The organism is Thermanaeromonas sp. C210 (assembly GCF_013167955.1).
In the GTDB taxonomy this organism is placed as follows: domain Bacteria; phylum Bacillota; class DSM-521; order Neomoorellales; family Neomoorellaceae; genus UBA12545.
The window spans coordinates 145,189-169,133 of the sequence record NZ_BLWF01000001.1; the positions used below are offsets into that span (position 1 = coordinate 145,189).

24 protein-coding genes are annotated in these 23,945 nt (G+C 53.5%); 16 read left to right on the forward strand and 8 right to left on the reverse strand.

Going from position 1 to position 23,945, the window contains the following annotated elements; translation table 11 throughout:
• Nucleotides 1–13 precede the first annotated feature (13 nt).
• From TAMC210_RS00715 to TAMC210_RS00725, 3 genes are read right to left on the reverse strand one after another with little or no spacing between them, the layout of a single operon-like run.
• The gene (locus TAMC210_RS00715) at nucleotides 14–1,171 is read right to left on the reverse strand and encodes an ABC transporter permease (RefSeq protein WP_173296906.1); all 1,158 of its coding nucleotides are present in this window, start codon (nucleotides 1,169–1,171) and stop codon (nucleotides 14–16) included.
• On the reverse strand, nucleotides 1,172–2,347 hold the full coding sequence (locus tag TAMC210_RS00720; RefSeq protein ID WP_173296907.1) for an HlyD family secretion protein: 1,176 nt from the start codon (nucleotides 2,345–2,347) through the stop codon (nucleotides 1,172–1,174). It lies immediately after the preceding gene.
• Nucleotides 2,348–2,361: 14 nt separating this feature from the next.
• Complete coding sequence (locus TAMC210_RS00725; RefSeq protein WP_173296908.1) at nucleotides 2,362–2,970, reverse strand: TetR/AcrR family transcriptional regulator; 609 nt, start codon at nucleotides 2,968–2,970, stop codon at nucleotides 2,362–2,364.
• A 263-nt stretch (nucleotides 2,971–3,233) separates the two neighbouring features.
• Here TAMC210_RS00725 and TAMC210_RS00730 point away from each other — a divergent pair, with 263 nt between their 5' ends.
• From TAMC210_RS00730 to TAMC210_RS00745, 4 genes are all read left to right on the forward strand, one after another.
• Entirely contained in the window at nucleotides 3,234–3,812 is a 579-nt protein-coding gene (locus tag TAMC210_RS00730) for an RNA polymerase sigma factor (protein WP_173296909.1), read from the forward strand.
• A 129-nt stretch (nucleotides 3,813–3,941) separates the two neighbouring features.
• On the forward strand, nucleotides 3,942–5,057 hold the full coding sequence (locus TAMC210_RS00735) for a zf-HC2 domain-containing protein (protein ID WP_173296910.1): 1,116 nt from the start codon (nucleotides 3,942–3,944) through the stop codon (nucleotides 5,055–5,057).
• A 293-nt stretch (nucleotides 5,058–5,350) separates the two neighbouring features.
• Nucleotides 5,351–7,732, forward strand: coding sequence for a copper amine oxidase N-terminal domain-containing protein (locus TAMC210_RS00740; protein WP_173296911.1), 2,382 nt, complete (start codon nucleotides 5,351–5,353; stop codon nucleotides 7,730–7,732).
• Between the two features lie 66 nt (nucleotides 7,733–7,798).
• Complete coding sequence (locus tag TAMC210_RS00745; RefSeq protein WP_173296912.1) at nucleotides 7,799–8,896, forward strand: TolC family protein; 1,098 nt, start codon at nucleotides 7,799–7,801, stop codon at nucleotides 8,894–8,896.
• A 54-nt stretch (nucleotides 8,897–8,950) separates the two neighbouring features.
• On the opposite strand, the gene TAMC210_RS00750 is transcribed toward TAMC210_RS00745, so the two are convergent.
• Nucleotides 8,951–9,565 carry a TetR/AcrR family transcriptional regulator gene (locus TAMC210_RS00750; protein WP_254388443.1) on the reverse strand — a complete coding sequence of 205 codons (615 nt, stop codon included), beginning with the start codon at nucleotides 9,563–9,565 and terminating at the stop codon, nucleotides 8,951–8,953.
• A 262-nt stretch (nucleotides 9,566–9,827) separates the two neighbouring features.
• Entirely contained in the window at nucleotides 9,828–10,169 is a 342-nt protein-coding gene (locus TAMC210_RS00755) for a cupin domain-containing protein (RefSeq protein WP_173296914.1), read from the reverse strand.
• A gap of 211 nt (nucleotides 10,170–10,380) precedes the next feature.
• On the opposite strand from TAMC210_RS00755, the gene TAMC210_RS00760 reads away from it, so the two are divergent.
• The 7 genes from TAMC210_RS00760 (at nucleotide 10,381) to TAMC210_RS00790 (ending at nucleotide 16,554) form a co-directional block, all read left to right on the forward strand.
• Nucleotides 10,381–11,568: an HlyD family secretion protein gene (locus TAMC210_RS00760; RefSeq protein ID WP_173296915.1), complete on the forward strand. Its 1,188-nt coding sequence runs from the start codon at nucleotides 10,381–10,383 to the stop codon at nucleotides 11,566–11,568.
• Between the two features lie 6 nt (nucleotides 11,569–11,574).
• Nucleotides 11,575–12,546, forward strand: a complete 972-nt coding sequence (locus TAMC210_RS00765) for an ABC transporter ATP-binding protein (protein WP_173296916.1) — start codon at nucleotides 11,575–11,577, stop codon at nucleotides 12,544–12,546.
• Nucleotides 12,539–13,495 carry an ABC transporter ATP-binding protein gene (locus TAMC210_RS00770; protein WP_173296917.1) on the forward strand — a complete coding sequence of 319 codons (957 nt, stop codon included), beginning with the start codon at nucleotides 12,539–12,541 and terminating at the stop codon, nucleotides 13,493–13,495. Before TAMC210_RS00765 ends, TAMC210_RS00770 begins: the two co-directional genes overlap by 8 nt.
• 123 nt (nucleotides 13,496–13,618) lie before the next feature.
• Complete coding sequence (locus TAMC210_RS00775) at nucleotides 13,619–14,758, forward strand: ABC transporter permease (RefSeq protein ID WP_173296918.1); 1,140 nt, start codon at nucleotides 13,619–13,621, stop codon at nucleotides 14,756–14,758.
• A gap of 36 nt (nucleotides 14,759–14,794) precedes the next feature.
• On the forward strand, nucleotides 14,795–15,403 hold the full coding sequence (locus tag TAMC210_RS00780) for a TetR/AcrR family transcriptional regulator (protein ID WP_173296919.1): 609 nt from the start codon (nucleotides 14,795–14,797) through the stop codon (nucleotides 15,401–15,403).
• A 409-nt stretch (nucleotides 15,404–15,812) separates the two neighbouring features.
• The gene (locus TAMC210_RS00785; protein WP_173296920.1) at nucleotides 15,813–16,058 is read left to right on the forward strand and encodes a hypothetical protein; all 246 of its coding nucleotides are present in this window, start codon (nucleotides 15,813–15,815) and stop codon (nucleotides 16,056–16,058) included.
• Nucleotides 16,048–16,554 carry a type II toxin-antitoxin system VapC family toxin gene (locus TAMC210_RS00790; RefSeq protein WP_173296921.1) on the forward strand — a complete coding sequence of 169 codons (507 nt, stop codon included), beginning with the start codon at nucleotides 16,048–16,050 and terminating at the stop codon, nucleotides 16,552–16,554. The genes TAMC210_RS00785 and TAMC210_RS00790 overlap by 11 nt, the downstream gene beginning before the upstream one ends.
• A gap of 7 nt (nucleotides 16,555–16,561) precedes the next feature.
• Here the strand turns inward: TAMC210_RS00790 and TAMC210_RS00795 are convergent, their stop codons facing one another.
• Together TAMC210_RS00795 and TAMC210_RS13810 are read right to left on the reverse strand one after the other, a co-directional pair.
• Nucleotides 16,562–17,023, reverse strand: coding sequence for a CopD family protein (locus TAMC210_RS00795; RefSeq protein ID WP_173296922.1), 462 nt, complete (start codon nucleotides 17,021–17,023; stop codon nucleotides 16,562–16,564).
• Nucleotides 17,024–17,348: 325 nt separating this feature from the next.
• Nucleotides 17,349–17,504 (reverse strand): AbrB/MazE/SpoVT family DNA-binding domain-containing protein, encoded by a 156-nt coding sequence (locus TAMC210_RS13810; RefSeq protein ID WP_373996430.1) that lies wholly within the window; start codon nucleotides 17,502–17,504, stop codon nucleotides 17,349–17,351.
• Between the two features lie 297 nt (nucleotides 17,505–17,801).
• Here TAMC210_RS13810 and TAMC210_RS00800 point away from each other — a divergent pair, with 297 nt between their 5' ends.
• The gene (locus tag TAMC210_RS00800; RefSeq protein WP_173296923.1) at nucleotides 17,802–18,044 is read left to right on the forward strand and encodes a CopG family ribbon-helix-helix protein; all 243 of its coding nucleotides are present in this window, start codon (nucleotides 17,802–17,804) and stop codon (nucleotides 18,042–18,044) included.
• On the forward strand, nucleotides 18,041–18,469 hold the full coding sequence (locus TAMC210_RS00805) for a putative toxin-antitoxin system toxin component, PIN family (protein ID WP_173296924.1): 429 nt from the start codon (nucleotides 18,041–18,043) through the stop codon (nucleotides 18,467–18,469). The genes TAMC210_RS00800 and TAMC210_RS00805 overlap by 4 nt, the downstream gene beginning before the upstream one ends.
• 818 nt (nucleotides 18,470–19,287) lie before the next feature.
• On the opposite strand, the gene TAMC210_RS00810 is transcribed toward TAMC210_RS00805, so the two are convergent.
• A complete protein-coding gene (locus TAMC210_RS00810) occupies nucleotides 19,288–19,662 on the reverse strand; it encodes a cyclophilin-like fold protein (RefSeq protein ID WP_173296925.1) in 375 nt (124 codons plus the stop codon).
• A 243-nt stretch (nucleotides 19,663–19,905) separates the two neighbouring features.
• Between TAMC210_RS00810 and TAMC210_RS00815 the strand changes: the two genes are divergently transcribed.
• The 3 genes from TAMC210_RS00815 (at nucleotide 19,906) to TAMC210_RS00825 (ending at nucleotide 23,470) form a co-directional block, all read left to right on the forward strand.
• Entirely contained in the window at nucleotides 19,906–20,250 is a 345-nt protein-coding gene (locus TAMC210_RS00815) for a cupin domain-containing protein (protein WP_173296926.1), read from the forward strand.
• An 89-nt stretch (nucleotides 20,251–20,339) separates the two neighbouring features.
• Nucleotides 20,340–21,488: a S41 family peptidase gene (locus tag TAMC210_RS00820; protein ID WP_173296927.1), complete on the forward strand. Its 1,149-nt coding sequence runs from the start codon at nucleotides 20,340–20,342 to the stop codon at nucleotides 21,486–21,488.
• 68 nt (nucleotides 21,489–21,556) lie between these two features.
• On the forward strand, nucleotides 21,557–23,470 hold the full coding sequence (locus TAMC210_RS00825) for a sigma 54-interacting transcriptional regulator (protein ID WP_173296928.1): 1,914 nt from the start codon (nucleotides 21,557–21,559) through the stop codon (nucleotides 23,468–23,470).
• Nucleotides 23,471–23,945: the final 475 nt, after the last annotated feature.

Sequence of the window (23,945 nt, forward strand, 5' to 3'; positions counted from 1 at the left end):
GGGGCTCGCCCTTTCACGTATTTCCCGCCAGGTATTTTCTCTTGACCACCACTACGGTCAGTCCGAAAAAAACGAGGGCCGCGCCAGCCAGGACCAGCAGGTCGGGGAGCATAGTGCTTAGGCCTGCGTCCATCAGGAAGATTTTTCTAACGTTATCCGCATAATAGGTAAGGGGTAAGAGCCGGGCTAAAGCCCTGGCCAGCGGCGGCATGGCCATAAGCGGCCAGGTATAGCCGGAAAACAGAAAGGACGGTACGGCCAACAGCATGGCCACCTGCGTGGCCTCCAGTTCATTGCGGCACACTGTGGAAAGAAAGACACCCAGGCTTAAGACGCAGCCTAAAAAGAAGACGGTCAGCAGCAATAAGTAAAAGTAGTTGCCCTTAAAAGGTATTTGGAAAAGGTAAGCTCCTTCTGCCAGTAGAAGGTTAAGGGTTATCAGGTTGATGAGAAAGTAGGGCAGGATTTTTCCTGCCGCAACAGCCAAAGAGCTCGAGCAGCGCTCCCTTATTTCTCCCAAGGTGCCCTGTTCCTTTTCCCTGATTACGGCCACGGCCATATAGAGGAGAGCTACCTGCTGGATTGCTGTAGCCATGAGACCCAAGAGCAGGAAATTAGTATAGTTATAGGTGGGGTTGTACCAAACCCGCAAGCGGAAGCTTATGGGCTGGATGAACTGGCTGGCTGCCTGGGGCGGGAGGCCGCTGGCTTCTAGCTTCGTAAGGAGGGTGCCGGCAGAAAGGGTCTGGATGATTTCGCTTGCGGCTGTAGTGACCGAGTTCCCGATAATCATATTGGCCCCGTTGACTACCACCATCACCTGGCTGCCCGTACCCCTCTTGATATTCTTCGTAAAGTCCGGAGGGATGACGATGGCGGCCATTATCTTCCCTTTTTCCATGGCTTCTTCCATACTTTTCTGGCTGTCCAGCCTGGTAGTGTACCGGAAGCGGTCGGAATCACAGAAGGCTGTGATGACCGCACGGCTTAAGGACGTATTGTCCATGTCCAGGACACCCAGGCTGATATGGTTTACCACGTGCGCGCTGTAAAGAATGCCGAATAAAGTGATATAAAGCAAAGGTACACCCACCAGGATAAAGAGCAGGCGCTTATTTTTAAGTATATACCGCCACTCGCGGCAAAAGACATACCAGAACTGGGCCAGCATTTACTGTTCCTCCTGCGTAGCCTGGAAGTCTACGGTCACCGACATCCCGGCCTTTAGCTCCGGATGGTCCAGCCTTACTTTTACGTTATAGGCGACAATATCTTTCTCGCCCCTCTCGTTGGTGGCCCGCTGGGTGGCGTAATCGGGCTTCTGCCTGATGGACTCTACCTGGCCGTCGAAGGTCTTACCTGGGAAATTGGGGCTTGTCACCTTCACCTTCTGACCTTCTTTAATTTGCCCCACCAGCGTCTCCTTCACTTTTACGTTCACCCAGTTCTTTTCCGGCTGCTGAATTGTAAAAAGAGGCATACCGGCAGCTATCATCTCGCCCTCATCCACGTACTTAACGGCGATCACACCGTCACGGGGAGCCTTTACAGCGGCTTCTTCCAGGTTACTCCTAACTTCGGCCAGGGCCGCCTCCGCGCGTTTTAAGTCCGCCTCGGCCATTTGCACCGCGCTTTTGGCGATCAGGACCTGTATTTTGCCCGCCTCGGCCTTTAACAGGGCAGCCTGGGCCTGCTGAACGGCAGCCGCCGCGGCGCGGATATCTTCCTCCTGGGTCCCCTCCTCCAGAAGGTTCAAACCTTCTTCCGCATAGCGCATCTCTTGCCTGGCCGCTTCATACTTGGCTTTTACTTCGTCCAGCACCTGCTGGGAGACAGCGCCGGACTCGAAGAGTTGCTTGGTGCGCTGGTAGGACTTTTCCGCCACCTCTAGAGCAGCTTTCGCCTGGTCGAGTTTGGCCCTGGCCTGCTCTACCTGCTGGGCCCGGGGACCTTTTTTGGCTTTATCGTACTGGGACATGGCTTGATTCAAAGCGGCCCGGGCAGCCTGCAGGTCTGCCTCGCTGGCCTTCTCCTGCAGGAGCAGGGCGTTTTGGGCCTTTTCATACTGGGCCCGGGCGGCCTCCAACGCAGCCTGGGCCTGTTTTTCTTTTTCTTTCAGTTCTTTAACTTCTATGTACGCCAGCACCTGGCCCGCCTTTACCGTATCCCCTTCCTTTACTTGAATTGTTTCGATACGGCCTGGTATCTTGGCCGCCACATCCACCTCCTCGGCCTCCACCACCCCGTCTACTTTAAAGGCTAATTCCTCGTCTCTTTTGCTGCATCCCGTGAGCATCAAGATAAGGATGAGGAATAAAGATAGCGCGGGCACCATTCTGCGGCGCAAAGGCGTTCCCTCCTTTAGAGCAGGACATTTTTTAACACCAAGTCGAGTATGTGCTCCAAGCGTTTTTCTAAGTTCTGCGGGTGGGCCGGGTTATCTTGCCAAAGAACTGCCAGTATGTCCTTTTTGGTGAAATAGGAAATGCATAAACTGCTTATACTTGTCAGCATCTGCCTTATATCCAGGTCAGGGCGGAAGACCCCCCTGGCCTTTCCTTCCTCCAGTATCCCTTTAAGCTGGGGTAAGCCTTCCTCCCATATAAGTGGCAGGACTTTTCTCGCGTAGACACCGCCTTCCAGGGCCTCCCAGGACATCAAACGGGCGAAATGGGGGTTTTGAGCCAGGAAATAGAAGTAGGTCTTTATCGCTTCCACCAATTGCTCTTTGGGATCGCCTTTGCCTTTAGCGGCCTGGCTAGTGGCGGCCAGGACCTTCTCGAAATTAGCCTCGAGTACTGCGGCATAGAGATCTTCTTTACTGCGAAAGTAATGATAAAGCATCCCCTTATTGACTTTAGCTTTAGCGGCGATCTCGTCTACCCGCGCGCCACGTAGACCTTTGGCGGCGAAAATTTCCTCGGCGGCCGAAAGAATTCGCTCTTTGCTTTGTATCGCAGGATGCGCCATTGAGCTTACCTCGACGGAGTTTTATAATGCAAAGTAACTAACCAGTTAGTTACTCTATCATAATACAACACCCTACTCAAAGGCTGTCATTCCCTTTAAATAACAGCAGACCGGGGAAAGAGGCAGTTTACCCCGTGATTTACCTGTTTTTCTGTTTATGGCGCCCAAAATTTTTCCCTCCTCTGCGAAACTTCATCTCTTCTCCTTCGTGTCTATTAGCAGGATTCCGTCACCAGCTATTCCCCTTAAAAAGGAGCTTACCCATGGGTGATGCGGAAAGCTTAATAGCCAGAATACAGGAGGGGGATACCTCTGCCTTTGAAGAGCTTGTGGTCATCTACAAGGACAAGGTATACTCCCTGGCCTTAACTTTGGCGGGAAACCGGGCAGATGCAGAAGACCTGACCCAGGAAATCTTCTTAAGGATTTATACCTCCTTGCCCGATTTCGCCAGGGGGAAAGGCAGTTTCGACGCCTGGGTACATAGGATAGGCGTGAACCTGTGGATAGATTCCTGGAGGCGGCGGAAAAAATTGCAGACCTTTTCTATAGATGGAGCAAGCACCTCGGAGGAGGAAGGAACGGGGTGGGAGCTGCCCAGCGCAGAGGAAGATGTACAAGAAAAGATAGACAAGAAGGAGTTCTGGCAGGCCGTTTGGAAGGCCATGGGCGAGCTGCCGGAAAACTACCGCCTGGCTTTAAAGTTAAGGGCCATAGACGAGCTCTCCTACAAGGAGATAGCCGCCACCTTGGGGGAAAGCGAGGCGGCGGTCAAATCGCGGCTTAACCGGTGCCGCCAGTTACTTAAGGAGAAATTACGCCGGGATGGCTTCCTCCCTTAGCACTGCAAAAAATTTTTTTAAAACCCCGCGAAACTTCCCGGCCGGTTGTTCGTTATTATACACAGAAACACGGGGAAAAGGCAGGAGGCCCTGGAGGCGGGCGAAGGGATAAGAAAGGTGGTTGGCGCTATGAAGTGCCGCCAGGCGAAAAAACTATTATCCCCATATCTGGATGACGAATTAAGGGCGAAAGAAAAAGCTGCCTTGGAAGAGCACCTGACGGGTTGCCCCGCCTGCCAGGCTGAACTTGAGAGATTACGTAAGATATCCGAGGGCTTAAAAGGTATATACCGTGAAGTGAAGCCTCCTCCCGACTTCCTCGACCGGGTCATGGCCCGGATAGAGGAAATAGAAAAAGGGGGAGCGTACCATCCGGCCGAAGGAAAGGCCCGGAGGTTAGGAGGGTGGCGTAAGTTCGCCCTGGCGGCTGCCTTAACGGCGAGCGTAGGCCTATTTATCCTTCATTATAGCCGTACCGGCACCGGAAGCGGTCCGTCAATGTGGCCGGGTCCTTACAATACGGCCGCTCCGGGCACCACGGTGATTGCTGAAAACCATGGGGGCGCTCCGGCGGGTGGAAAACCAAGCGCCGGCGAGCAGGAGCAGGCCGTGGGAACAGCGGCGGACAGCAACGCGGTGGAGCGGGTTCGTGCTGGAGGCGTACCTGGTGAGCCGGAGAAAAAGGCGAGTGGCCAGGATGGATCGCCAGGAGCAGCGGCGGAGAAAAAGCACGTAAGCGCTGCTGCAGGGCAGAAACCCCGGGAGCAGGGTGAAAGCGGAAATCGCATAGCTTCCGGGGAGGAAGTCACTGCCCGGCCGCAAGCCTTCCTCAGCAGGAACAGGCACGTGCGCACCACCACGGTCAAGGTGGAAGTGGATAATCTACCCTACGCCAAAGAAATAGTGGCCGTCCTGGCCGAGAAGGCGGGAGCCGGGAGGCCGCAGGAAGTCTGGGTCTACCAGCAGGAAGAAGCTATCCTGCGGGCGGTGCTGCCTGCAGACAGCACCGCTCAGTTCCTGGAGAAGGTGGTTAAACTGGGCAAAGAAATCGACCGGGAGCGAGAAACGGTGGACATAACAGCCGGGTTCGACCGCAAGCTGTTGGAATACCAGGAACTGGTAGGCAGGAAGGACAGCGCGAGCCTGGCGATGGCCAGGGTTTTAGAACAGCAGCTAAAAGACCTTGACCGCGAAACCCTGGAAGCAGGGAACGAAGTGGTGAATGTGTGGTTAAAACTCCGCTAGCCGGCTTATCCGGCGCTGCGGGGTAGTGATAAAACGCCGGCAGGGCGCTATAGTCTTACCGGCGCGGAAACCGGAAAAGGGGGGATGCGGTCCCGCACGTCGACCGTCCCGGGCACGCGGGTTCGTGAGTGACGAAGAAGAGCCTATAAATCCGGCACCCGGGGTGCGACAGGAGCGGTGAAGACGGCGGGAAAGTTGGAGGGGATGGTAGGGCTCAATTAATACTCAAACGCTGCAATGATGCAGCAACACTAAACCAAAACTAAACCGAAACTCTCTGGGAGGGGAGAAAGTTGCTAAAAGCGAGGAAGAAATGGCTATCAATCCTCATTACCCTGGCCATGCTGGTCGGTTTGATGGTGCCCTTCGCAGGACCGGCAGCGGCTGTGGGTACGGTGTATACGCCAATGACGGTTCCGACAGTAGAAGATGATGGGACGCGGGAATTAGGATCTTTCCAGATTGAAATTGACCCGATGTACAGCAGTGAGAACTCGGAAGCTATGATCGAGTTACCGGCAGACTACGAAATATATACGGCTACAATAACGGCATACGTGTATGATGAAACCACCGGCAAGAAGCTGAGAAAGACATGGAACATCGAAGACATTGCAAAATCAAGTACTCCTCCAGTGGCATTAAGCGAAGGTGGAAACGAGGCGGCAAAGCTAATAATCAGCAATATAACGGACCGGGGCTTTAAGTTAAAGCTTGACGGAGACGGTATAGATGGAGTGGCCGGGGAAAAGTTCCGTATTCTCATCGGGTTCCCCAGCGTTAAGGTACCCGCGGGGGTATCCGAAGATATTAAGGTCAGCATAACCCACATCAGGGGTCAGCTTGTCGACGGCTCAGTAGTTGTAGGTAAAATCAGTGAAGGCGCATTAAAGGTCAGTGTAATGGACGATGAAAGCTTCTCAGATGAGGGCGGATATGTGACATTGCGGGTGGAAGAAACTGTACCTGGTACCTTCGCTGCAGGCGACAAGCTTAAACTAGAACTCCCTGATGGCTTCTCCTGGGGCGGGGTAGTGAATGTTGATTTTATATTTGGTACGCTAGAGGAGAAGGGTAAGACAGCAGGAGCTAGTAAAGTTGTAAGTGATCCCGAGGACAAGTTTAGCATTGAACCCGACAGCGATGAGGATACGTTAGAGATCACACTTAAATCCACTGGTGACTCCAGTACGTATTATGAGAGCACTCAGCGCATGGCCATCGAGATCAAGGTGCGCGTAGAGGTAACGGACAGCGATGAGGCAGAATCTGGCGATGTCGTTGTGAAGGTAAAGGGTGATTATGACGTAAGTCCTACTGAGATAATTGTTGGTCAGTATGGAGAATATGAGACAGAGATCGAAGCTAAAGACCCGTCTATAGTGGCTTATGCTGGCCAGGTGGATCAGGAAGTTAGCGATATCGTAATCAAGGAGAGTATCAAGGGCAGCTTGGTAGATGGGCGAACCATTACGCTCACGCTACCCGAGAACGCCAGGTGGTTCAAGATCGATGATCAAGAGCTCGCGAAGGACGGTAGCGGAAAGTGGACCTCAACATCTAAAGACTTTGAGGTTGACAGCGATAACGGCGTGAAGTTAAAATTTGTCGGCCTTCAGGGAACCGATGATCGCACCGCCAAGTTCAAGATTGAGCGCAGCTCCACTGAAGAGGATCCTGCCGAACTGACCATCGAGGACATCAGCGTAGCGCTCAAAGCTGGCGTGACCGGCGATCTTAAGGTTGAGGTCGGTGGCAGCGCAGGCCTCACCGGTGAGATCACCATAGCCAAGGTCGTTAACCCGGTGACGGTAACTGCTGAAAAGACGAACGTGCAGATAGGTAAGGCCGACCAAGCGGCTGGCAAGATAGTCATAGCTGAGTACGCGGCGGGAGCCATTGATACTGACGACGGGAACAGGTCCATAACCTTAACCCTGCCCGAAGGTGTTAAGTTCAGTAGCAAGCCTACGGTCGAGGTAACCAAGGGTGACATCGAGATTGAGACGGTTGATGTTAAGGATGCCGATGACGGCCGCGATGATGCCGTACTCGAGATTGAGTTTAAGGATAATAGTGACGAGGCGAGTACTATCGAGATCAGTGATATTTACTACGATATCGATCGGACCTTCGGCGAGGGTGATATCAAGGTTAAAATTGGTGGCAAGGCGCTCGTATATTCCAGTATAGATGGGTATGATAGCAAAGAACCCTCTGACGATCCATTCTTCGAGGATCCTGATTATCTAGTCAAGGTAGCCAACGCCACCTGCGTGACCCCGGCTCCGTCCGAGGTTAAGCAGACGGCCGTGTTCACCATCAACAGCACCACCTACACCGTGAACGGCGTGCAGGCCACCATGGACGTTGCTCCGTACATTAAGGACGGCCGCACCTACCTGCCAGTGAGATATGTGGCTTATGCCCTCGGCATCTCGCCCGAGAACGTGATCTGGGACGGCGTTAAGGCCACCTTCATCGGGCAGGTCCGTGTGGTGCAGGTCACTCCTGGCAGCACTATCCTGGCCATCAACGGTGCGCCCGTCACCATGGATGTGGCAGCCGAAGTGGTCAACGGCCGCGTGATGGTGCCGTTCCGGTGGGTGGCCCAGGCCTTCGGTGCTCAGGTAGACTGGGACGAGGCTAACCAGACCGTTACCATGAACCTGTAAGCCTGCGGGGCTTCCGGGACCCGGGCCCGGGGATGGGCCCGGGTCCTCTACTTTGGGGGTGGTAGGTTGAAGCGGTGGGTAATAGCGCTAGTTCTGGCCCTTCTAGTGTTCTTTGGCACGGCGGGAACCGCTGCTGCCAAGGATACGCTTAGTTTAGACGAGGCCATCAAGCTTGCCTTGGATTACGATAAGGGTCTTAAAAAAGCCGAGGCAGAGATCGAGCGCACTAAGGCGATTAGGGACGACGCCCAGGAGGACGTGCAATTCACCCCGGTTCAGGGCGGCTACAGCGGCCCTTACGGCCCGCAGATAGAGGCGAGCTGGAATAAGCTTCTCTCTGCTGACCTCGCCTGGCGGGCTAGCAAAAAGGACTACGAGGCGAAGGTCGACGCCTTAGTTTTAGATGTGTGTAAAAAATACTGGGACGTACAGGTTGCCCAGAGCAAGTTATTGCTACAGGAAAAGCTCAAGGAGCAGGCTTTGATTAACCTTCAGAACGCGAGGGCGGGTGCAGCGGCGGGAACTGTGGCTCCGTCTATGCTAGTGATAGCTGAGGCCCAGTATGAGCAAGCGGTAAAGAACTACGAGCAGGCCAAGCACGCCTTGGGTGACGCTTACAATGCCCTAAACCAGGCTATCGGTCTGGATGCCGCAGCAAGGCCCGAGCTCACCGATGATGTGAAATTCGAGCCTCTGCAGGTGGATAGCCTGGACTCCGCGGTGTCTAGGGCTCTGGAGAAGGCCCCCACTGTGTGGAAGGCGCGGCAGAATATAGATTTGAAGCGCTGGGCCGCAGATATGATGTACTTTACCGGGTCCTACACACCTTACGACGCCCGGCAGAAAGAGCTCGAACAGGCGGAGCTTGACTATGCCACTGTGCAGGAGCTTATGGCTAAAGCAACCCGCACTGCCTACTATCAAGCCAAACAGGTGGAGGAAGGATACGCTGCAGCGCTGGAGGCCCTTAAGATGGCCGAAGAGAAGCTTCGCGTGGAGAGGGCCAAGTACGAAGTGGGGATGTCTACCAAAGCGGACCTGGTTTCGGCTGAGGTGTCTGTGGTCCAGGCCCGGCAGACCCTGGATCAACTGGTGCGGAACCACGCTTATCTAAAGCTGGCCTTTGAAAAGCCCTGGGCTATGTCGGCGGGAAGCAGTTCCTAGGGTGGTCTATTGTGGGGCTTGCGGAAAATTTCCCCGGCAAGCCCTTAATATGTATTAGGGATTGGCCAGGATGTATCTTAAGACAAGGTCCAGGATGTGTTCCAGGCGCTTCTTGAGGTTTTCCGGGCTGGTAGGCTCATCCTTCCATAGGATAGCCAGGATGTCCTTTTCCATAAAGTAGGAAGTACACAGGGTGTGTATAGTGGTGGCCAGCTGGCGGATGTCCAGGTCGGGACGAAAGGGGCCCCGGGCCATACCCTGCTCGATTATGGCTTTTAGGTTGGGGACGCCTTGCTCCCAGATAGGTGGCAAAACCTTGCGGGCGTGGACGCCTCCCTGAAGGGCTTCCCACGATAAGAGCCGGGGGTAATGGGGGTTGGCGGCTAAAAAATAGAAGAAGGAAGTAATAATGGCCCTGACTTGCTCCACGGGATCCGGGCTCCTGGTAATCGCCCGACCTCCCAAGGCCAGAAGCTTCTCAAAGTTGGATTTTAAGACCGCTGTGTAAAGATCCTCTTTACTTTGGAAATAATGGTAGAGCATGCGCTTATTGATATTAGCCCTGGCGGCTATTTCATCCACCCGGGCCCCTTCTAGGCCCTTGGCGGCAAAGATTTCTTCGGCTGCGGCCAGAATTATTTCCCTGCTGCCGTGGCGCGAGCGTGGCAATGAGGGAACACCCCTTGCGTACAGCGCAGTTTCGCTCATATACTAACGCAGTCCTTACTGGCTTGTCAAGTGACCCTCCTAGTTGGCTCCATAGCCTGTGGCAGACGCCTCTCAAAAACAAATGATGGGGTCCCCTTTGCCTTTTCTAAACTCGAGTTGAGAGAGAATAGGTGGAGCGCCTCTGGAATGCTCTTATAATGGAATTAAAAAAGCCCGGAACCCCTCCTTCCGGGCCGGCCTCTGCGCCTACCAAATCTTGGTCTTACGGTTGTACCTTGCTCAATGACTTGGGATTGGGAGTCTTGATGACCAGGATGCTGAAGCTGCTTGCTGTATCTGCCTGTAGGCCGTGGGGGATGTGGGCAGGGCTGACCACTATATCTCCGGCAGTAACTTCGGCCATTTCGGTTCCTATAGTCACTTTCCCTTTACCCTCTATCACATGAAAAAGAACATCTACTGGTGTGACATGGATGGGCACTTCCTCACCCGGGGATAAAAGGAGATTGATCACGTTTACCACTGGCCGGTCTACCAAAGGGCGGGCTTTTACTCCCCTGGGTGTAGGCTTGATGGGCTGCTCGGCGATACGAATTATTTCCATTCCAGATAAACCTCCTAACAGGTATTTTAAGGAAATTCTAAACTGTAACGGCGACAAGGGCTGTTAAATAGATCACAAGTAGTGGAAATAGGCCGGGCACTAGTAGAAAATTTTTAAAGGCCGCGAAACTAAAAAGGTGATCTTTCGTTATAATATAAAGTAAGTGAGTACTCACTTCCTAAAACACTAAAAATGGCAGGGAGGGGAAGGGATGGAAGTGCAGGCGGTTTGGCCCAAGGTCAGGAAAGGGTTTATACCCTTAGCCGTGGCGGCAGCCCTGGGGGTTATCCTTATGACTACGAGGGACAACCAGGGTACTACCGTAAGAATACAAAATGGCGGCATGGTGCTTCAGGCCTCGGGCACCATCGAAGGGACGGAAATAGGAGTGGCGCCGGAAATTTTGGGCCGGATCAAGCAAATATTCGTCCAGGAAGGGGAATGGGTGGAAGCCGGGAAGGTAGTGGCTGTACTGGAGGACAGTGTCCTTAAGGAACAGGTGGCCCAGGCCCAAACGGCGGTGGCAGAGGCCGAGGCTCGCTTGGCCCAGGCCAAGGCCAATTTAGAGATGGAACGGGCCAGAGTGGAGGGAAATATCCAAAGTGCCCTGGCCAACCTACAAAAGGTGGAGAGCGGCGCACGGCCCCAGGAAATCAACGAAGCGCAGAAAAATCTGGCCCAGGCTCAAGCTGTGTTTAAAAATGCTGAAGAACAGCTGCGCAGGATGGAAGTATTGTACAAACAAGGTGTCATTTCCGAACAGCAATTTCAAGAGGCTCAAACCAATTATGAGGTGGCTCAAGCCAAGGTGGGAACTGCCCAAGAAAAGTTATCTTTGTTACTTGCTGGAGCGCGGGAGGAAGATAAGCTTATGGCCCGAGCCAATTATGAGATAGCCCTGGCCGGCCGGTATCAAGTGGAGCTGCGGGCTAAAGAAGTAGAAGCGGCTACTTTAGCTGTGGAGAAAGCTAAGGCCGGCTGGAAAATGGCCCAAGAACAATTGGATAAAACTGTAATACGCTCCAGTGTAAACGGCATTGTACTTAGGACCAACTTTAGTACAGGAGAAGTAGTCAACCCGGGGGTACCCATTGTAACCTTGCTGGACCCCAGTGATATGTGGCTGGTCATCTATGTGCCGGAACCGGCCATTGGGTATGTGAAGATAGGCCAAGAGGCTTTGGTTACCGTGGATTCCTTCCCGGGCAAGACTTTTAGGGGTAGGGTAAGCGAGATTGCTACCCAGGCCGAGTTTACCCCTAAAAACGTCCAAACCAAGGAAGAACGAGTAGACCTGGTGTTTAGGGTTAAAATTACCCTCTCTAACGAAGAGCGGGTGCTAAAACCAGGTATGCCGGCTGATGCCGTGGTCTATTTAGATGCCGGGGAGGTAAACTGAAGCTTTATGGGTGCTAAGCACGGCGATCCAGTTATAAAAACGGAAGGGCTCTGCAAAAGATTTAGCCAGATCCGGGCTGTAGACAATCTCCACTTAGAAGTAAGGGAAGGGGAGATCTTCGGCCTGGTGGGTCCCGATGGGGCAGGGAAGACTACAACCCTAAGGATGCTGGTGGCCATACTTTGGCCGGACGAGGGAAAAATTTCTGTTTTAGGACGGGAGGTTCCGGCTGAGGCCGAAACTATTAAGCCCCATATAGGTTATATGCCCCAGCGCTTCAGCCTTTACGGGGATCTGACCGTGGAGGAAAACTTGGATTTTTATGCTGAAATTCATGAAGTACCTGGCCGCTTGCGAGAGAAACGCAAACAGGAACTTCTGAGTTGGGCCGGCCTTAAGCCCCATAGCTATAAGCTGGCCGACCAGCTTTCAGGAGGAATGAAACAGAAGCTGGCCCTGGCCTGCAATCTCATCCATGAGCCTGCGGTTCTTTTTCTGGATGAGCCCAGTACCGGCGTAGATCCCGTGGCGCGGCGGGACTTCTGGCGCATTCTCTTTAGATTACGGGAACAGGGTTCTACCATTTTGGTGAGCACGCCTTACATGGATGAGGCTGAACGCTGTGATCGCATTGCCTTTATACATAATGGCCGGATTTTAGCCTGCGCTACGCCGCAGGCCATCAAAAATCTTTTCCAGGGGCATCTCTTACTTCTGCTAACGGAAACCATCGATATGCTCCATGTAGCTAAAGAGCGCTTGCGGCAGGAGCCCTGGTTAGACGATGTATTAATCTATGGTAATTCTCTTCACCTTACGGCCCAGGATAAGGAGCAGGCCGGTAAGTTGGTACCGGCAATATTGAGGCGGGAAGGGGTGAGGGTGGTCGAGCTTAAACCTATTGCCCCCTCCCTGGAAGATGCCTTTACCTTTCTAGTGAAACAGGGAGGAAGGGTTGGGGGGAAGCGTGATGCTTGAGAGCAGGTGGGCTATCGTAGTGGAAGGTTTAACCAAACGTTTTGGCAGTTTCTTAGCTGTAAACAATGTTTCCTTTAAGGTGCGACGAGGGGAAATCTTCGGGTTTCTTGGCCCCAACGGCTCGGGAAAATCCACTACCATCCGCATGCTTTGCGGTCTCTTAGTCCCTACCAGTGGCCAGGCTACCGTCTTGGGATATGATATTGTACGAGATTCCGAAGCTATTCGCCTTAAGATAGGATATATGTCTCAAAAGTTTAGCCTCTACGAGGACCTGACGGTAGGAGAAAACCTGGAATTTTACGCTGGAGTTTATCAACTAGCGCCTGAGCGTTTCAGGCAACGTAAAGGGGAAATTTTAAATCTTATTGGTTTGGCTGGTAAAGAACGCACCCTTACCGGGAATCTTTCGACCGGCTGGAAACAGAAACTGGCCTTAGGATGTGCCTTGCTCCACGAACCGGAGCTTGTACTTTTAGATGAACCTACTAGCGGAGTGGACCCTGTGGCCCGCCGGAATTTCTGGGACCTTATTTATGATCTGTCCCACGCTGGTGTCACTGTTTTGGTCACCACCCATTACATGGATGAAGCTGAGCATTGCCATACTATTGGTTTTATTTATAACGGCAAACTGGTAGCGTTTGGTACCCCTGATCACCTTAAGAAGACCAAAATGCAGGGTGAAATCCTGGAAATCCAATGTTCGCCCCTCATGCCTGCCTTGGAGGCTTTGGCTGAGGTTCCGGGAGTGTTAGAGGCGGCTATGTACGGAGCAGGGCTCCATGTAGTAGTGGGAGATATATTTCGGGATAGCCCTTATGTGCGCCAGGCTTTAGAAAGGGCGGGAGTGGAGGTAAAATCTATTCTCCCTGTGGAACCGGGTTTAGAAGATGTTTTTGTGTCGTTAGTAGAAGGTGGTTCTCGCCCGGAGGGGGTTTCGGTTTAAGACACCGACAAAAAGGGATGCGGCAGAATTATGGCATGATGGCCGAGGGCCGGATATGGATAGGGGATGAGCGGGATAGAAGGAGTACGGAGGCCCATCTACTTGGGAGGGGGTTGGTGAAGGGTGAACTTTAAACGTATCTGGGCCATTGCAAGAAAGGAATTTATTCACATAAGGAGGGACCCCCGGACTATTGCCTTAATCCTCCTTATGCCGGTTATGCAGATGTTTCTTTTCGGTTATGCGGTCTCTACTAATGTGGAGCACATAAAGACGGTGATTTGGGACCAGGCGAAAGATCAGAGGAGCCGGGAGTTCGTCCAGGCCCTGGTACAGTCTCACTATTTTGACGTTGTGGCCTATGTAGAAAACCACGACGCTATACGGGAATGGGTGGATAAGGGTAAGGCCCGGGTGGGGTTTGTTATCCCGGCCGATTTTTCCCGCCGGATGGACCGGGGAGAGGCAGCTCCGGTGCAGGTACTAGTGGATGGTTCGGATCCTATGACGGCCAGCACTGTGTTATCTACGGCCGGGGCCATTGCCCAGGCCAAATCTTCGGAATGGATGGTCCATACTTTGCGCCAGCGAGGTATAGAAAGCAGCAGGGCTCCCCTGGCCAGGATAGATTTGCGGCCCTGGGTGTGGTATAACCCCGAGATGAAAAGCGTTAACTTCAATATTCCCGGGCTCATCGGCGTGATACTGCAAAATATTACCATGATGCTTACGGCCTTTGCTATAGTGAGAGAACGAGAAAAAGGTACTCTGGAGCAGCTTATAGTGACGCCCATCAAACCCGTAGAGCTTATGTGGGGGAAAGTTATTCCTTATATTATCATCGGTTTTGCCGATCTGCTTTTGGCTATAGCCGTGGGTATATTGTGGTTTCGTGTACCCGTGCACGGGAATCTTCTTCTCCTTTTGGCCCTTTCCTTTGTGTTCTTAGTGGGCGCCTTGGGTATCGGCCTTCTCATTTCCACTGTTTCCCGTACCCAGCTCCAGGCCATGCAGCTTACTATGTTTTTGGTCATGCCCAATATTCTGTTATCCGGTTTTATGTTTCCCCAGGATGCCATGCCCAAGGTGGTGCAAAAATTAGGGGAAATAATACCTTTGACCTATTTTATCCAAATATTGCGGGCCATAATTTTAAAGGGTGTGGGGTTGTCTTATCTTTGGTTCCAGGTAATTTATCTTCTTGTATTTGGGGTGGTCATCATTATCATAAGTGCCCTGAAATTCCGCAAAAACCTGGAGTAAGCTCGACCTATTATTGTCTTCAGGAGGCGGCTGCCGATGGCTGCAAAAGCCAGCACTGCCGTGAGGCAGGAACAGATAGTTGCTGCTATTTTAAGAATAGTAGACAGTAGGGGGCTGAATAATCTTACTACCGCCGCCCTGGCCCAGGAAGTGGGTCTAACAGAGGGCGCGCTTTTTAAGCATTTTGCCAGCAAGGAAGAGATGTTAAGGGCGGCAGTAGAAAAAGTGGGCTACACTTTAGTAAAGAAAGCTGCGGAGATATCCAGAAGTGCTCTGCCTCCGGAGGAAAAAATAAGAGCACTTTTAAACTTTCATTTGGGTTTGGTGGAAACAAATCCTGGTATGTCCAGGATCATTTTTTCAGATGAGCTATATACTAGCTACCCTGGTTTAAAAGAGACTATAAAAGAAATAATAAGCGAGTATATTTTACACATTAGGGCTATCTTTAAACAGGGTATGGCCCAAGGGGTATTCCAGTCCCATTTTTCCCTTGAGTGTTTGGCTGATATTTTTGGAGGGCTTATTCAAGGGGCTATTATTCGCTGGCGATTATACGATAGGAAGCTCTCTCTCCCAGAGCAAGCTGGCCATATTTACCGGGCTATAATGCTCCTGGCGGGCTATCGAGGAGATAATCCTTAAAAACGGAGAACCCCGTCACTTACATGAGAGGCGGGATTCCATTTTTCCATTAACTTGCGGCAGCCTGAAAAGAAGTGGCGGCAGCTAAAAAGCGAGGACCCGGCCTGCCATCACTAACCCTACAAAGCGAGACAAGTAGCTATCGAGCAAGCTGAGCTGTATGCAGCTAATAGAAAAAACGACATGAAGGCTAAGGTCAGAAGTTTATACTTTCAGAGGCCGAAAGCGGAGGTAAGCCCGAGGCCCCAGTAGCCTTACGGCGGCAACTGGGAGAGGCTTTTTAATCCATCCTACGGGCGGGGTATATGAGGACGATGCCGGAGCTATGAAAATGGAGGTAAACGCTGTCTAGAAACAATCTTGACGGTCCGACTACCAGAGTCTTATAATAGAACGTGAGGTGAATGATATGCGGCAAAAAATAGGTACAGCCCTCAGCCCCCGGCTTCTTTACAAGGCTAAACTCGTAGCTAAAAGTAAAAAGAAGCCTGTTAATGCTATAATTGAAGAAGCATTGGAACAATACCTTTATAAGAATAAGAACAAGAAGACTGGAGAGGAAGCTTCTGTAGTTCGGAGCACGAGAGGTAGTATACCAGCCCAGGCTGAAGTAGTGAGAAAGATCCTCGAGGAGGAAGACTTTGTTGAGGTTTGAAGAATTACCAGATGGTAGCCAGGTTTTCATCGATGCTAACATTTTTATTTACCACTTTGGCGGTATATCCAACGAGTGTACCTCTTTTCTAGAAAGATGCGAAAGGGAGGAAATTTTCGGCTTTACTACCGTAAATATTCTCCTAGAAGTTATGCACCGTTTAATGATGTTGGAAGCAGTAACCGGGGGTTTTGTTACTCCGGGAAACGTAGCCAAGAAGTTGAAAAGCAGACCGGAGATTATTAGGCAACTTCACATTTACGCTGAACAAATAGAAAAAATTCCGGCAATGAATATCCACTTGGTACCGGTTACTGAGGAGTTGTGTTTAAAGGCGCTACCCTGGCAGCAGAGGTACGGTCTTATGACTAACGATTCCATCTTGTTAGCAGCTTGTCAGGAATATAACTGTTGGAACTTAGCTTCTAATGACCAGGTATTTGCTAGGATAGAGGAATTAACTCTATGGAAACCTTCCGATGTGGAGGGAGATTGAACCGGGTTCAACTTAGATATGCGCTCATACTGCTTAGCAGTAATACCACTACGCCCAGGCCCATATTAAGATATAATATGCCCATCTTTAATTTCTCTCTATCCCTGTCTGGCTGACCTCTTCTTACCAAGACCAGGCTCCTGGTTAATCCCAGTGCCATCATGGCTAGCACTAGCACATGCTTGATAGTCAGGGTGGTAGAGTAAGTATTATCGAAGCTAAACAGACCCTGGAAGTGGGGATTGTTTCTGGCAAGCGGCAACCCGGTGATAATCAGGATCACCATGCTGATGTAGACCAGGGTGCTTAGACGCTTTTGAAAACCCTCCATCAGTTTTCGGAGGTGAGGGCCTGGTCCCAGCGCTTGGCGGGCAGAAGGCAAAAGAACGATTCCCAGGGTGAACATGCCTCCCAGCCAGACAACGGTGGCCAGATCATGCAACCATCTCATTACGATCAACATCTTCATAGGAAACATGGAACCTCCTTCCCTAAATTTTGCCGTACCCTTTTAGCCTTTTCCTAATGAATGGTGGTTAGAAGGATTTGCCTTTATCTTAAAGGAGTTGCTAGCATGAGTCTGTGATTTTTCTCACAAGTTCCTTTAATTTTTTCCAGCTAATTTGGCCGAAAAGGGAAGCGAACACAATCTCTGGCCTAGGGGCCAGAACTTCGCGCAAGCGATTTTCTAAAGCAGTTACGTATCTCATCTATTCCGCTACTCAGCCCGCGATTCTAATAAGAATTCCAGGTAACCTTTCCCCTTACCAGCGCCCCGGAACCTTTTATGTGGTTCAGGAGGGAGGGGAATTACCTTTATTTCTCCTTCCTGTTAAAACCCAGGCAAGCGGGCTACCTTCTTCTATACCGTAGCGCTTTCTAATATGTGCCGGAATAACTGTTTGGTAAGAGGGATAGCCGGTGATAGAAGTGAGGGAGTGGGCTATAATCCATACCTACTTCAGGAAGGGATGCCCATAAGCCGTATTGCCTAAAACCTCCAATCGGGTCGTCGCGGAAGACCAGGGGTAAAGGACGCTGAAGGGCCTGGAAAGCAAACGGGGTGTCACGTTTCGGCGGCCCTGGGGTGGTCGGCGCAAGAGGTTTCTGCCGCCCTGGGAATTGCTGCAGGCGGCCAGACGTAAGCCCGGGTGGAAGCCCTAGACCTTGACATGGCGCAGTGTTGATGCTAGAGTAATACTAAGTAATACCCACTTTTTCGACATCCGATTGGGAGGGTGGTTAAAGTGCGGGAAACAGTGGTTTGGACCATCTCCCTGCCCCCTAAAATGGCCGAGACGGCGGAAGCCCTGGCCAAACTCGAGAACCGCTCTAAAAGCGAACTCATCCGGGAGGCGCTGCGCCAGTATATGGCCCTGCGGGAATGGGAACAGATGCAAGCCAAGGCCTCCCTTAAGGCACAGACCCTGGGGATAACGGACGAAAGCAAAGTGGAACAGATCATTGATGAACTGCGGCAGGGGCAATGAAGGCGGTACTAGACACGAACGTGCTGGTCTCCGCCCTCCTGTTCCCCGGCGGGCCGCCCGACCGGGTATTCAGGGCCGCCCTGAGGGGCCACTACGAGCTGGTGGTCAGCCCCTTCATCATCCGGGAGCTTGCCCGCGTGCTCGAGCAAAAATTCGGATACACTGCCGAAGAAGCAGGGGCTGTGGCGGGGTTGGTTGAAAGCAACGCGTCCACAATTGTAGAGCCGACAGAGGTGCCGAAGATCATCGCCAGCAAAAAGGCCGACAACGAAATATTAGCTTGTGCGCTGGAAGCCGGGGCCGATTACTTGGTCACAGGCGACCTGAAGCACATATATCCCCTTCAGAACGTAGGCAAGGCAAGAATAGTCTCCCCTTCTGAATTCCTGGCCATCCTTCAGTCGGAGGGCAGGGTTGCTCCGTGAGCACTGATGCTTTTCAGGATTCCCAGGAAAAGTCCCTTATGCAGGCGTATCTTTAACGAGAACCTCTGCCGCAAGGACATTTTAGCCTTCGCCCGGTGGTATCTGGAGAGTTGCGGCGAAGAGCCGATCAGCAGCATCGACCTGCGTGAGTACCAGTCCTGAATGCGGGACGTGAGGGGGTTAAAGCATATTGCCGCTATGTCCGAGGCCCTGGTCCTGGCCACCAAAGCCGGCGTAGAACTCTTCCTTCGCCCTCTATTACATGGAAGAGAACGTTTCCCTCGCGGGCCAAATTAGTGCTTGGCTCAAGGCTACGGCAGGCTTCCCGGCAGAATTTAAACCTCCTGCCTCAGTTGCCGGCCGCAGGCCTCTTAAGGCCTCAGGCCTGCCTCCGCCTTTCGCCAAGCTTAAGTTTGGCTACCGCGAAGGCTTGCTCGCTCGCTTCCAAGCCCAAGCAGGCCCCCTAGCAAAAAGGTGGGGATAACTCAGAGATGGACGCTCATACTGCTCAGGAGTAAGACCACTACACCCAGGCCAAAGCCAAGGCCAGGAGGTGGGTTCCAGTTTCCTAGCGTTTTTCAACCTATTTTTGAGTGCACCCTTCATGACCTCAAAAAAGGTGCGAATATCGCCTTGGAATGAGTTGTCCAGTTCTGGCAGGGATAGTAGGCGGTTTATCGAAAACCAACAGCGTATGCTTAATTTAAATCGCATATTATTAAGCCATACTCTAGTTATGAGTTACAATCTGTACTCCAGAAGACCCAATTGGCGCGTTTTATGAGCAAAAAGCCGGCACACTGTGCCGGCTGATAAAATTATGGTGACGGTATTTTTCTTAGCTGGACTTTTTCTCCATCTTTAACATTCTTTAGCACCTTGGGGTCGCCTACCACCTTGCCCACTACGGTAACAGGGCTATAGGGGCGGATTTCCCCCGGAGCAGAGATGGGAGTGGGTCCAAAGAAGAGGCATAGGGCATGACCCGGCGGCCAGTAAGCTACATCCCCTTCGTTGACCAGTTCTTGAGGTTTCTCCTGCTCCGTATGTACCGGTATGCTGAAATAAATTTCATCGCCCCAGGTGTTGACCCGGGCTTCTAGGGGCAGGGCTTCCCTTACTTTCTGGGAAGTGGCGGTATCGTTTAACTCTATTTCTATCTGGGCCTTGGCGGCCTCGAACAGAATACGCATGGGTTCTCCTCTCCCTCGCGTGAAAATTCAGTAACAAAATTATACCACGCCTTCCTTTCGTCGGGAACCGCGGCTGACCCTTAAAACCGCGTCTAAAGGAGGAAAATACAGGAGGAGAGGGGGGCGACCCGCGCATTTTGCAACAGAGCCGGATCCTTCCTTGACATCCCTTTATCCGGATGCTATTTTGGCATTACGAGGCGAGGGCCTCGAGGGAACATTTTTGGCAAGGAGGTACATATCGTGGAACAGTCCGGGCGGTTTCGCAACATAGCTTTTTCCCAGCCCCTTAACCTGGCGGGTCTGGTGGACTACCAGGAAGGCACTGTAGTAAGCAGGACCCTGGCTCAGGGCAAGAACGTGAGCATAACTCTCTTTGCTTTTGCCCGGGGCGAGGAGATAAGCGCCCATACCTCCCCCGGAGATGCCCTGGTGCACGTTTTGGAGGGGGAGGCGGAAATCACCATAGGAGAGGAAAAGATGAAGGTTAAAGCCGGTGAGGCGGTGGTCATGCCGGCAGGTATTCCCCACGCCTTGTATGCTGAGAAGCCCTTCAAGATGTTCCTGGCGGTAGTGTTCAATCCTTAAGCCTTTCGTTTGACATCCATGGGGAAAGCAGGAAAAGGCCTCCTTTTGCCGAATACCTTTAACCATGCAACGGCAAGGGGGCTTTCTTCATGTTGCAGTTGGGGCGAGCTCAAAGGGTCCGTTTGATGCTTTATGCAGTCCTGGCCCTGGGCTACTTTATATTCTCACCTGCGGCGCTGGCGGAGGAACGGGGGCAGACCGTTCCGGAGTGGCCTCTGTTGACAGAAGTGCGCGAGTTGATTGAAAAGAACTATGCCGGCGAAGTAGACCCCTATTCCCTGGAAGAGGGGGCCATCCGGGGGATGATCCGGGCCCTCGGCGACCCTTACAGCGACTACCTTTCTCCCCGGGAGGTAGAAGCCTTTCAACAGGTTCTAAAAGGCGAATATTCGGGTACCGGCATGGTGGTTGCCGAGGAGAATGGAGTCTTTACCATCCGGGCCGTCCTACCATCTTCTCCGGCAGCCCGTCAGGGCATCCGGCCGGGGGGCGTCCTGTTAAGGGTAGACGGAAAGCCCCTGAAGGGGCTTCCCCTGGAAGAGGTCATATTATTGCTTCGAGGGGAGCCGGGCACCCGGGTGACGGTGGAAATAACCTGGCCGTGGGATGCTCAACCCCGGAGCTTCACCCTGGTGCGCGAATTGATCCGCCAGCCGATGGCGGAAGCGGCCCTTTTGGAAGGAGGGGTGGGGTATCTGGCCATCTGGTCTTTTACGTCGCGGACTCCGGAGGAGGTTGCCTCCAGCCTGGAAGAGCTGGAGGGAAAAGGAGCACGCGGCCTGGTCCTGGACCTGCGGGGTAATTCCGGGGGGTATCTCGGGGCCGCCGTGGAGGTGGCGTCCCTTTTCCTGCTGGAGGGCACGCCGGTGGCGCAGGTAGTGGATAAACAGGGGTGGGTGGAGGTATTGCGTTCGGAAGGTCCGGGAATCGACTGGCCGGTGGTGGTCCTGGTGGATGGAGGAACGGCCAGCGCCGCGGAGCTGTTGGCAGGCGCCCTCCGGGATACGGGTGCGGCCCTTTTGGTAGGCACCCGTACCTTTGGCAAGGGAAGCATCCAGAGCCTTTTGCCTTTGAGGGACGGCGGCGCCCTAAAACTTACCACAGCCCATTATCTTACTCCCGCCGGCCGCCAGATCGACGGCGAAGGCCTTGAGCCGGACTTTAGCGTCGACGATCCGGAAGAACAGCTGCGTACGGCGGTTCATTTGCTCCAACACCGGCATCCGTCTGCCGCCTGAAGCGGTCATACAGAAACAGCGGTTCATAGGTGTACAACACAGGCGCTGCTGCGGGGGGAGGGCCGCCCATGGCCGAAATAGCCTTTATTGCGCCCTATGAAGATTTGGCCCATGTTGCTCGGCAGGTGAGCCAGGAGCTGGGGATGGATGTAGAGATCCATGTGGCCCGCATGCAGGAGGGCGTGCGGGTAGCACGCGAAGCAGCCCAGAGGGGCTGCCAGGTTCTGGTGAGTCGGGGGGTGACCGCCTACTTGATCCAGCAGTCGGGCCTGGATCTGCCGGTGGTGGATGTCCCCATCGGGGGATACGATATCCTGCGGGCCTACTATCAGGCCAAGCAGTTCGGCGGCCCCATCGGCATTGTGGATATTCCCGACGTGATCCAGGGATTGGAAAGCCTGGAGAACATCCTGGGGGAAACCTTTATTAAATACAGCCTTAAGGATCAGGATGAGGATATCCGGCGGGGGATTCTGGCCGTGAGGGAGGCCGGGGCGGAAGTAATCATCGGTAAGATCGCCATGGCCAGGGAGGCCCGCAACTTCGGCCTGAACAGCGTGATTATTACTTCAGGCAAAGAGGCGGTCTACCAGGCCTTGAAGGAAGCCCAGCGGGTTCTCGTGGTGAGGCACCAGGAAAAGCGCCGCTCCGAGCAGTTGAAGGCCATCCTGGACTTTGCCTACGACGGGATTATCGCCCTGGATGAGGAAGGGTGCATTACGGTATTCAACCCGGTGGCGGAAAAACTATCGGGATGGCGGGCGGAGGAGGCTTTGGGCCGCCATGTTACGGAGGTTATCCCGGCAGCCAGGTGCCACCTCTTGCTGGAGAGTGGCAAACCCGAGCTGGGAGAAATACTGGAGATCGGTAATACCAGGGTAGTAGCCAACCGGGTGCCTATTGTGGTCGACGGCCGGACGGTGGGGGTGGTCACCACCTTCCAGAATATTGCCAGCCTGCAGAGCCTGGAACATAAAGTCCGCCGGATGCTGGCCGGCCGGGGCCACGTAGCCAAATATACCTTTGGGGATATCCTGGGCGAGAGCCCGGCGTTTAAAGAAGCCATCCGGCTGGCCAGGGAGTACGCCAGCACCCAGTCTACGGTGCTTATCTACGGGGAAACGGGTACCGGCAAGGAAATGTTCGCCCATGCCATCCATCTGGCCGGGTCGCGGCGGGCAGGGCCCTTTGTGGCCGTCAATTGTGCGGCCCTGCCGGAAAACCTCCTGGAGAGCGAGCTTTTCGGGTATGTGGAAGGGGCCTTTACCGGTGCCCGCAGGGGAGGAAAGCCGGGGCTTTTTGAGCTGGCCCACAAGGGGACCATTTTTCTCGATGAGATCGGCGAGATGTCCGCGCGCCTCCAGGCCCGGGTCCTCCGGGTGCTGGAAGAAAGGGAGGTCATGCGGCTGGGGGATGACCGGGTCATTCCGGTGGATGTGCGGGTAATTGCCGCCACCCATCGGGATTTGAAAACTATGGTGAAGAACGGGGCCTTTCGGGCCGACCTTTACTACCGCATTAATGTCCTCAATTTAACCCTTCCCCCCCTGCGGGAGCGGGGGACGGATGTTGTTTTGCTGGCCAGGCACTTCCTGCAGGAGTTTTGCCGGGGCCTGAGGCGGCCGGCGGCCCTCCTTTCTCCCGAGGCGTGCCGGGAGCTCCTCCTTTACCCGTGGTCGGGCAACGTCAGGGAACTGCGGAACGTAATGGAGCGCCTGGCCTTGCGCCATCACGGCGGTACCATCGGCCCGCGGGAAGTGCGCCTGGCTCTGGAGCGGGAAACCCCGGGGGAAGAGGGCCATACAGGGGAGGAGGCCTCGAAAGAGAGCGCGGCGCGGCCAGCTTGGGTCTCTGAGGTTAACCGCCTGGAGCGGACCGTCATTGAAAGAACCCTCATGGAAACGGGAGGCAATAAGGCAGAGGCAGCCCGGCGTTTGGGAATAAGCCGCACTACCCTGTGGCGCAAGCTGAAAAGAATCTGAGCTCCCGTGCGTTACCCTTGTCCCTCCTGAAACGTTCCAAGGGGGCGCTTGAGGTTTCATAAATGCAACACCCGCGGCTGTTAAGGAAACCGGGGGCTGAAAAAAGGAGCAGCGGCGGCAAGGCCTCGAAGCCGGCGGCCTGTTTCGGGGGCTATGGCATGCTTTTTGCTATGTATGTTAACTGAGGCCAGAATAACAAGAGGGCAGCCCCCGGGCCATCGCCGCTTTTTGGCCGAATGTAATCCGGCCCCCCTTCGCGCCAATAGCTTCGCGGACCGAGAACGGTACTCCATTGGCGGCTTCGGGGGGTTCCGGCTCGACCGGCTTTCGTCCCTCGGGCCACGTCCACAGTCTTCTTTATTGGTACACGCCCGGCCCCGTTTCCATGCAGGAAAAGCTCGGCCTTCGCCTCGGCTCAATTTGCCCAGTTGCGGGGTAAATCACCTTCATAGACTCGGGGATACGTCGGCGCAGC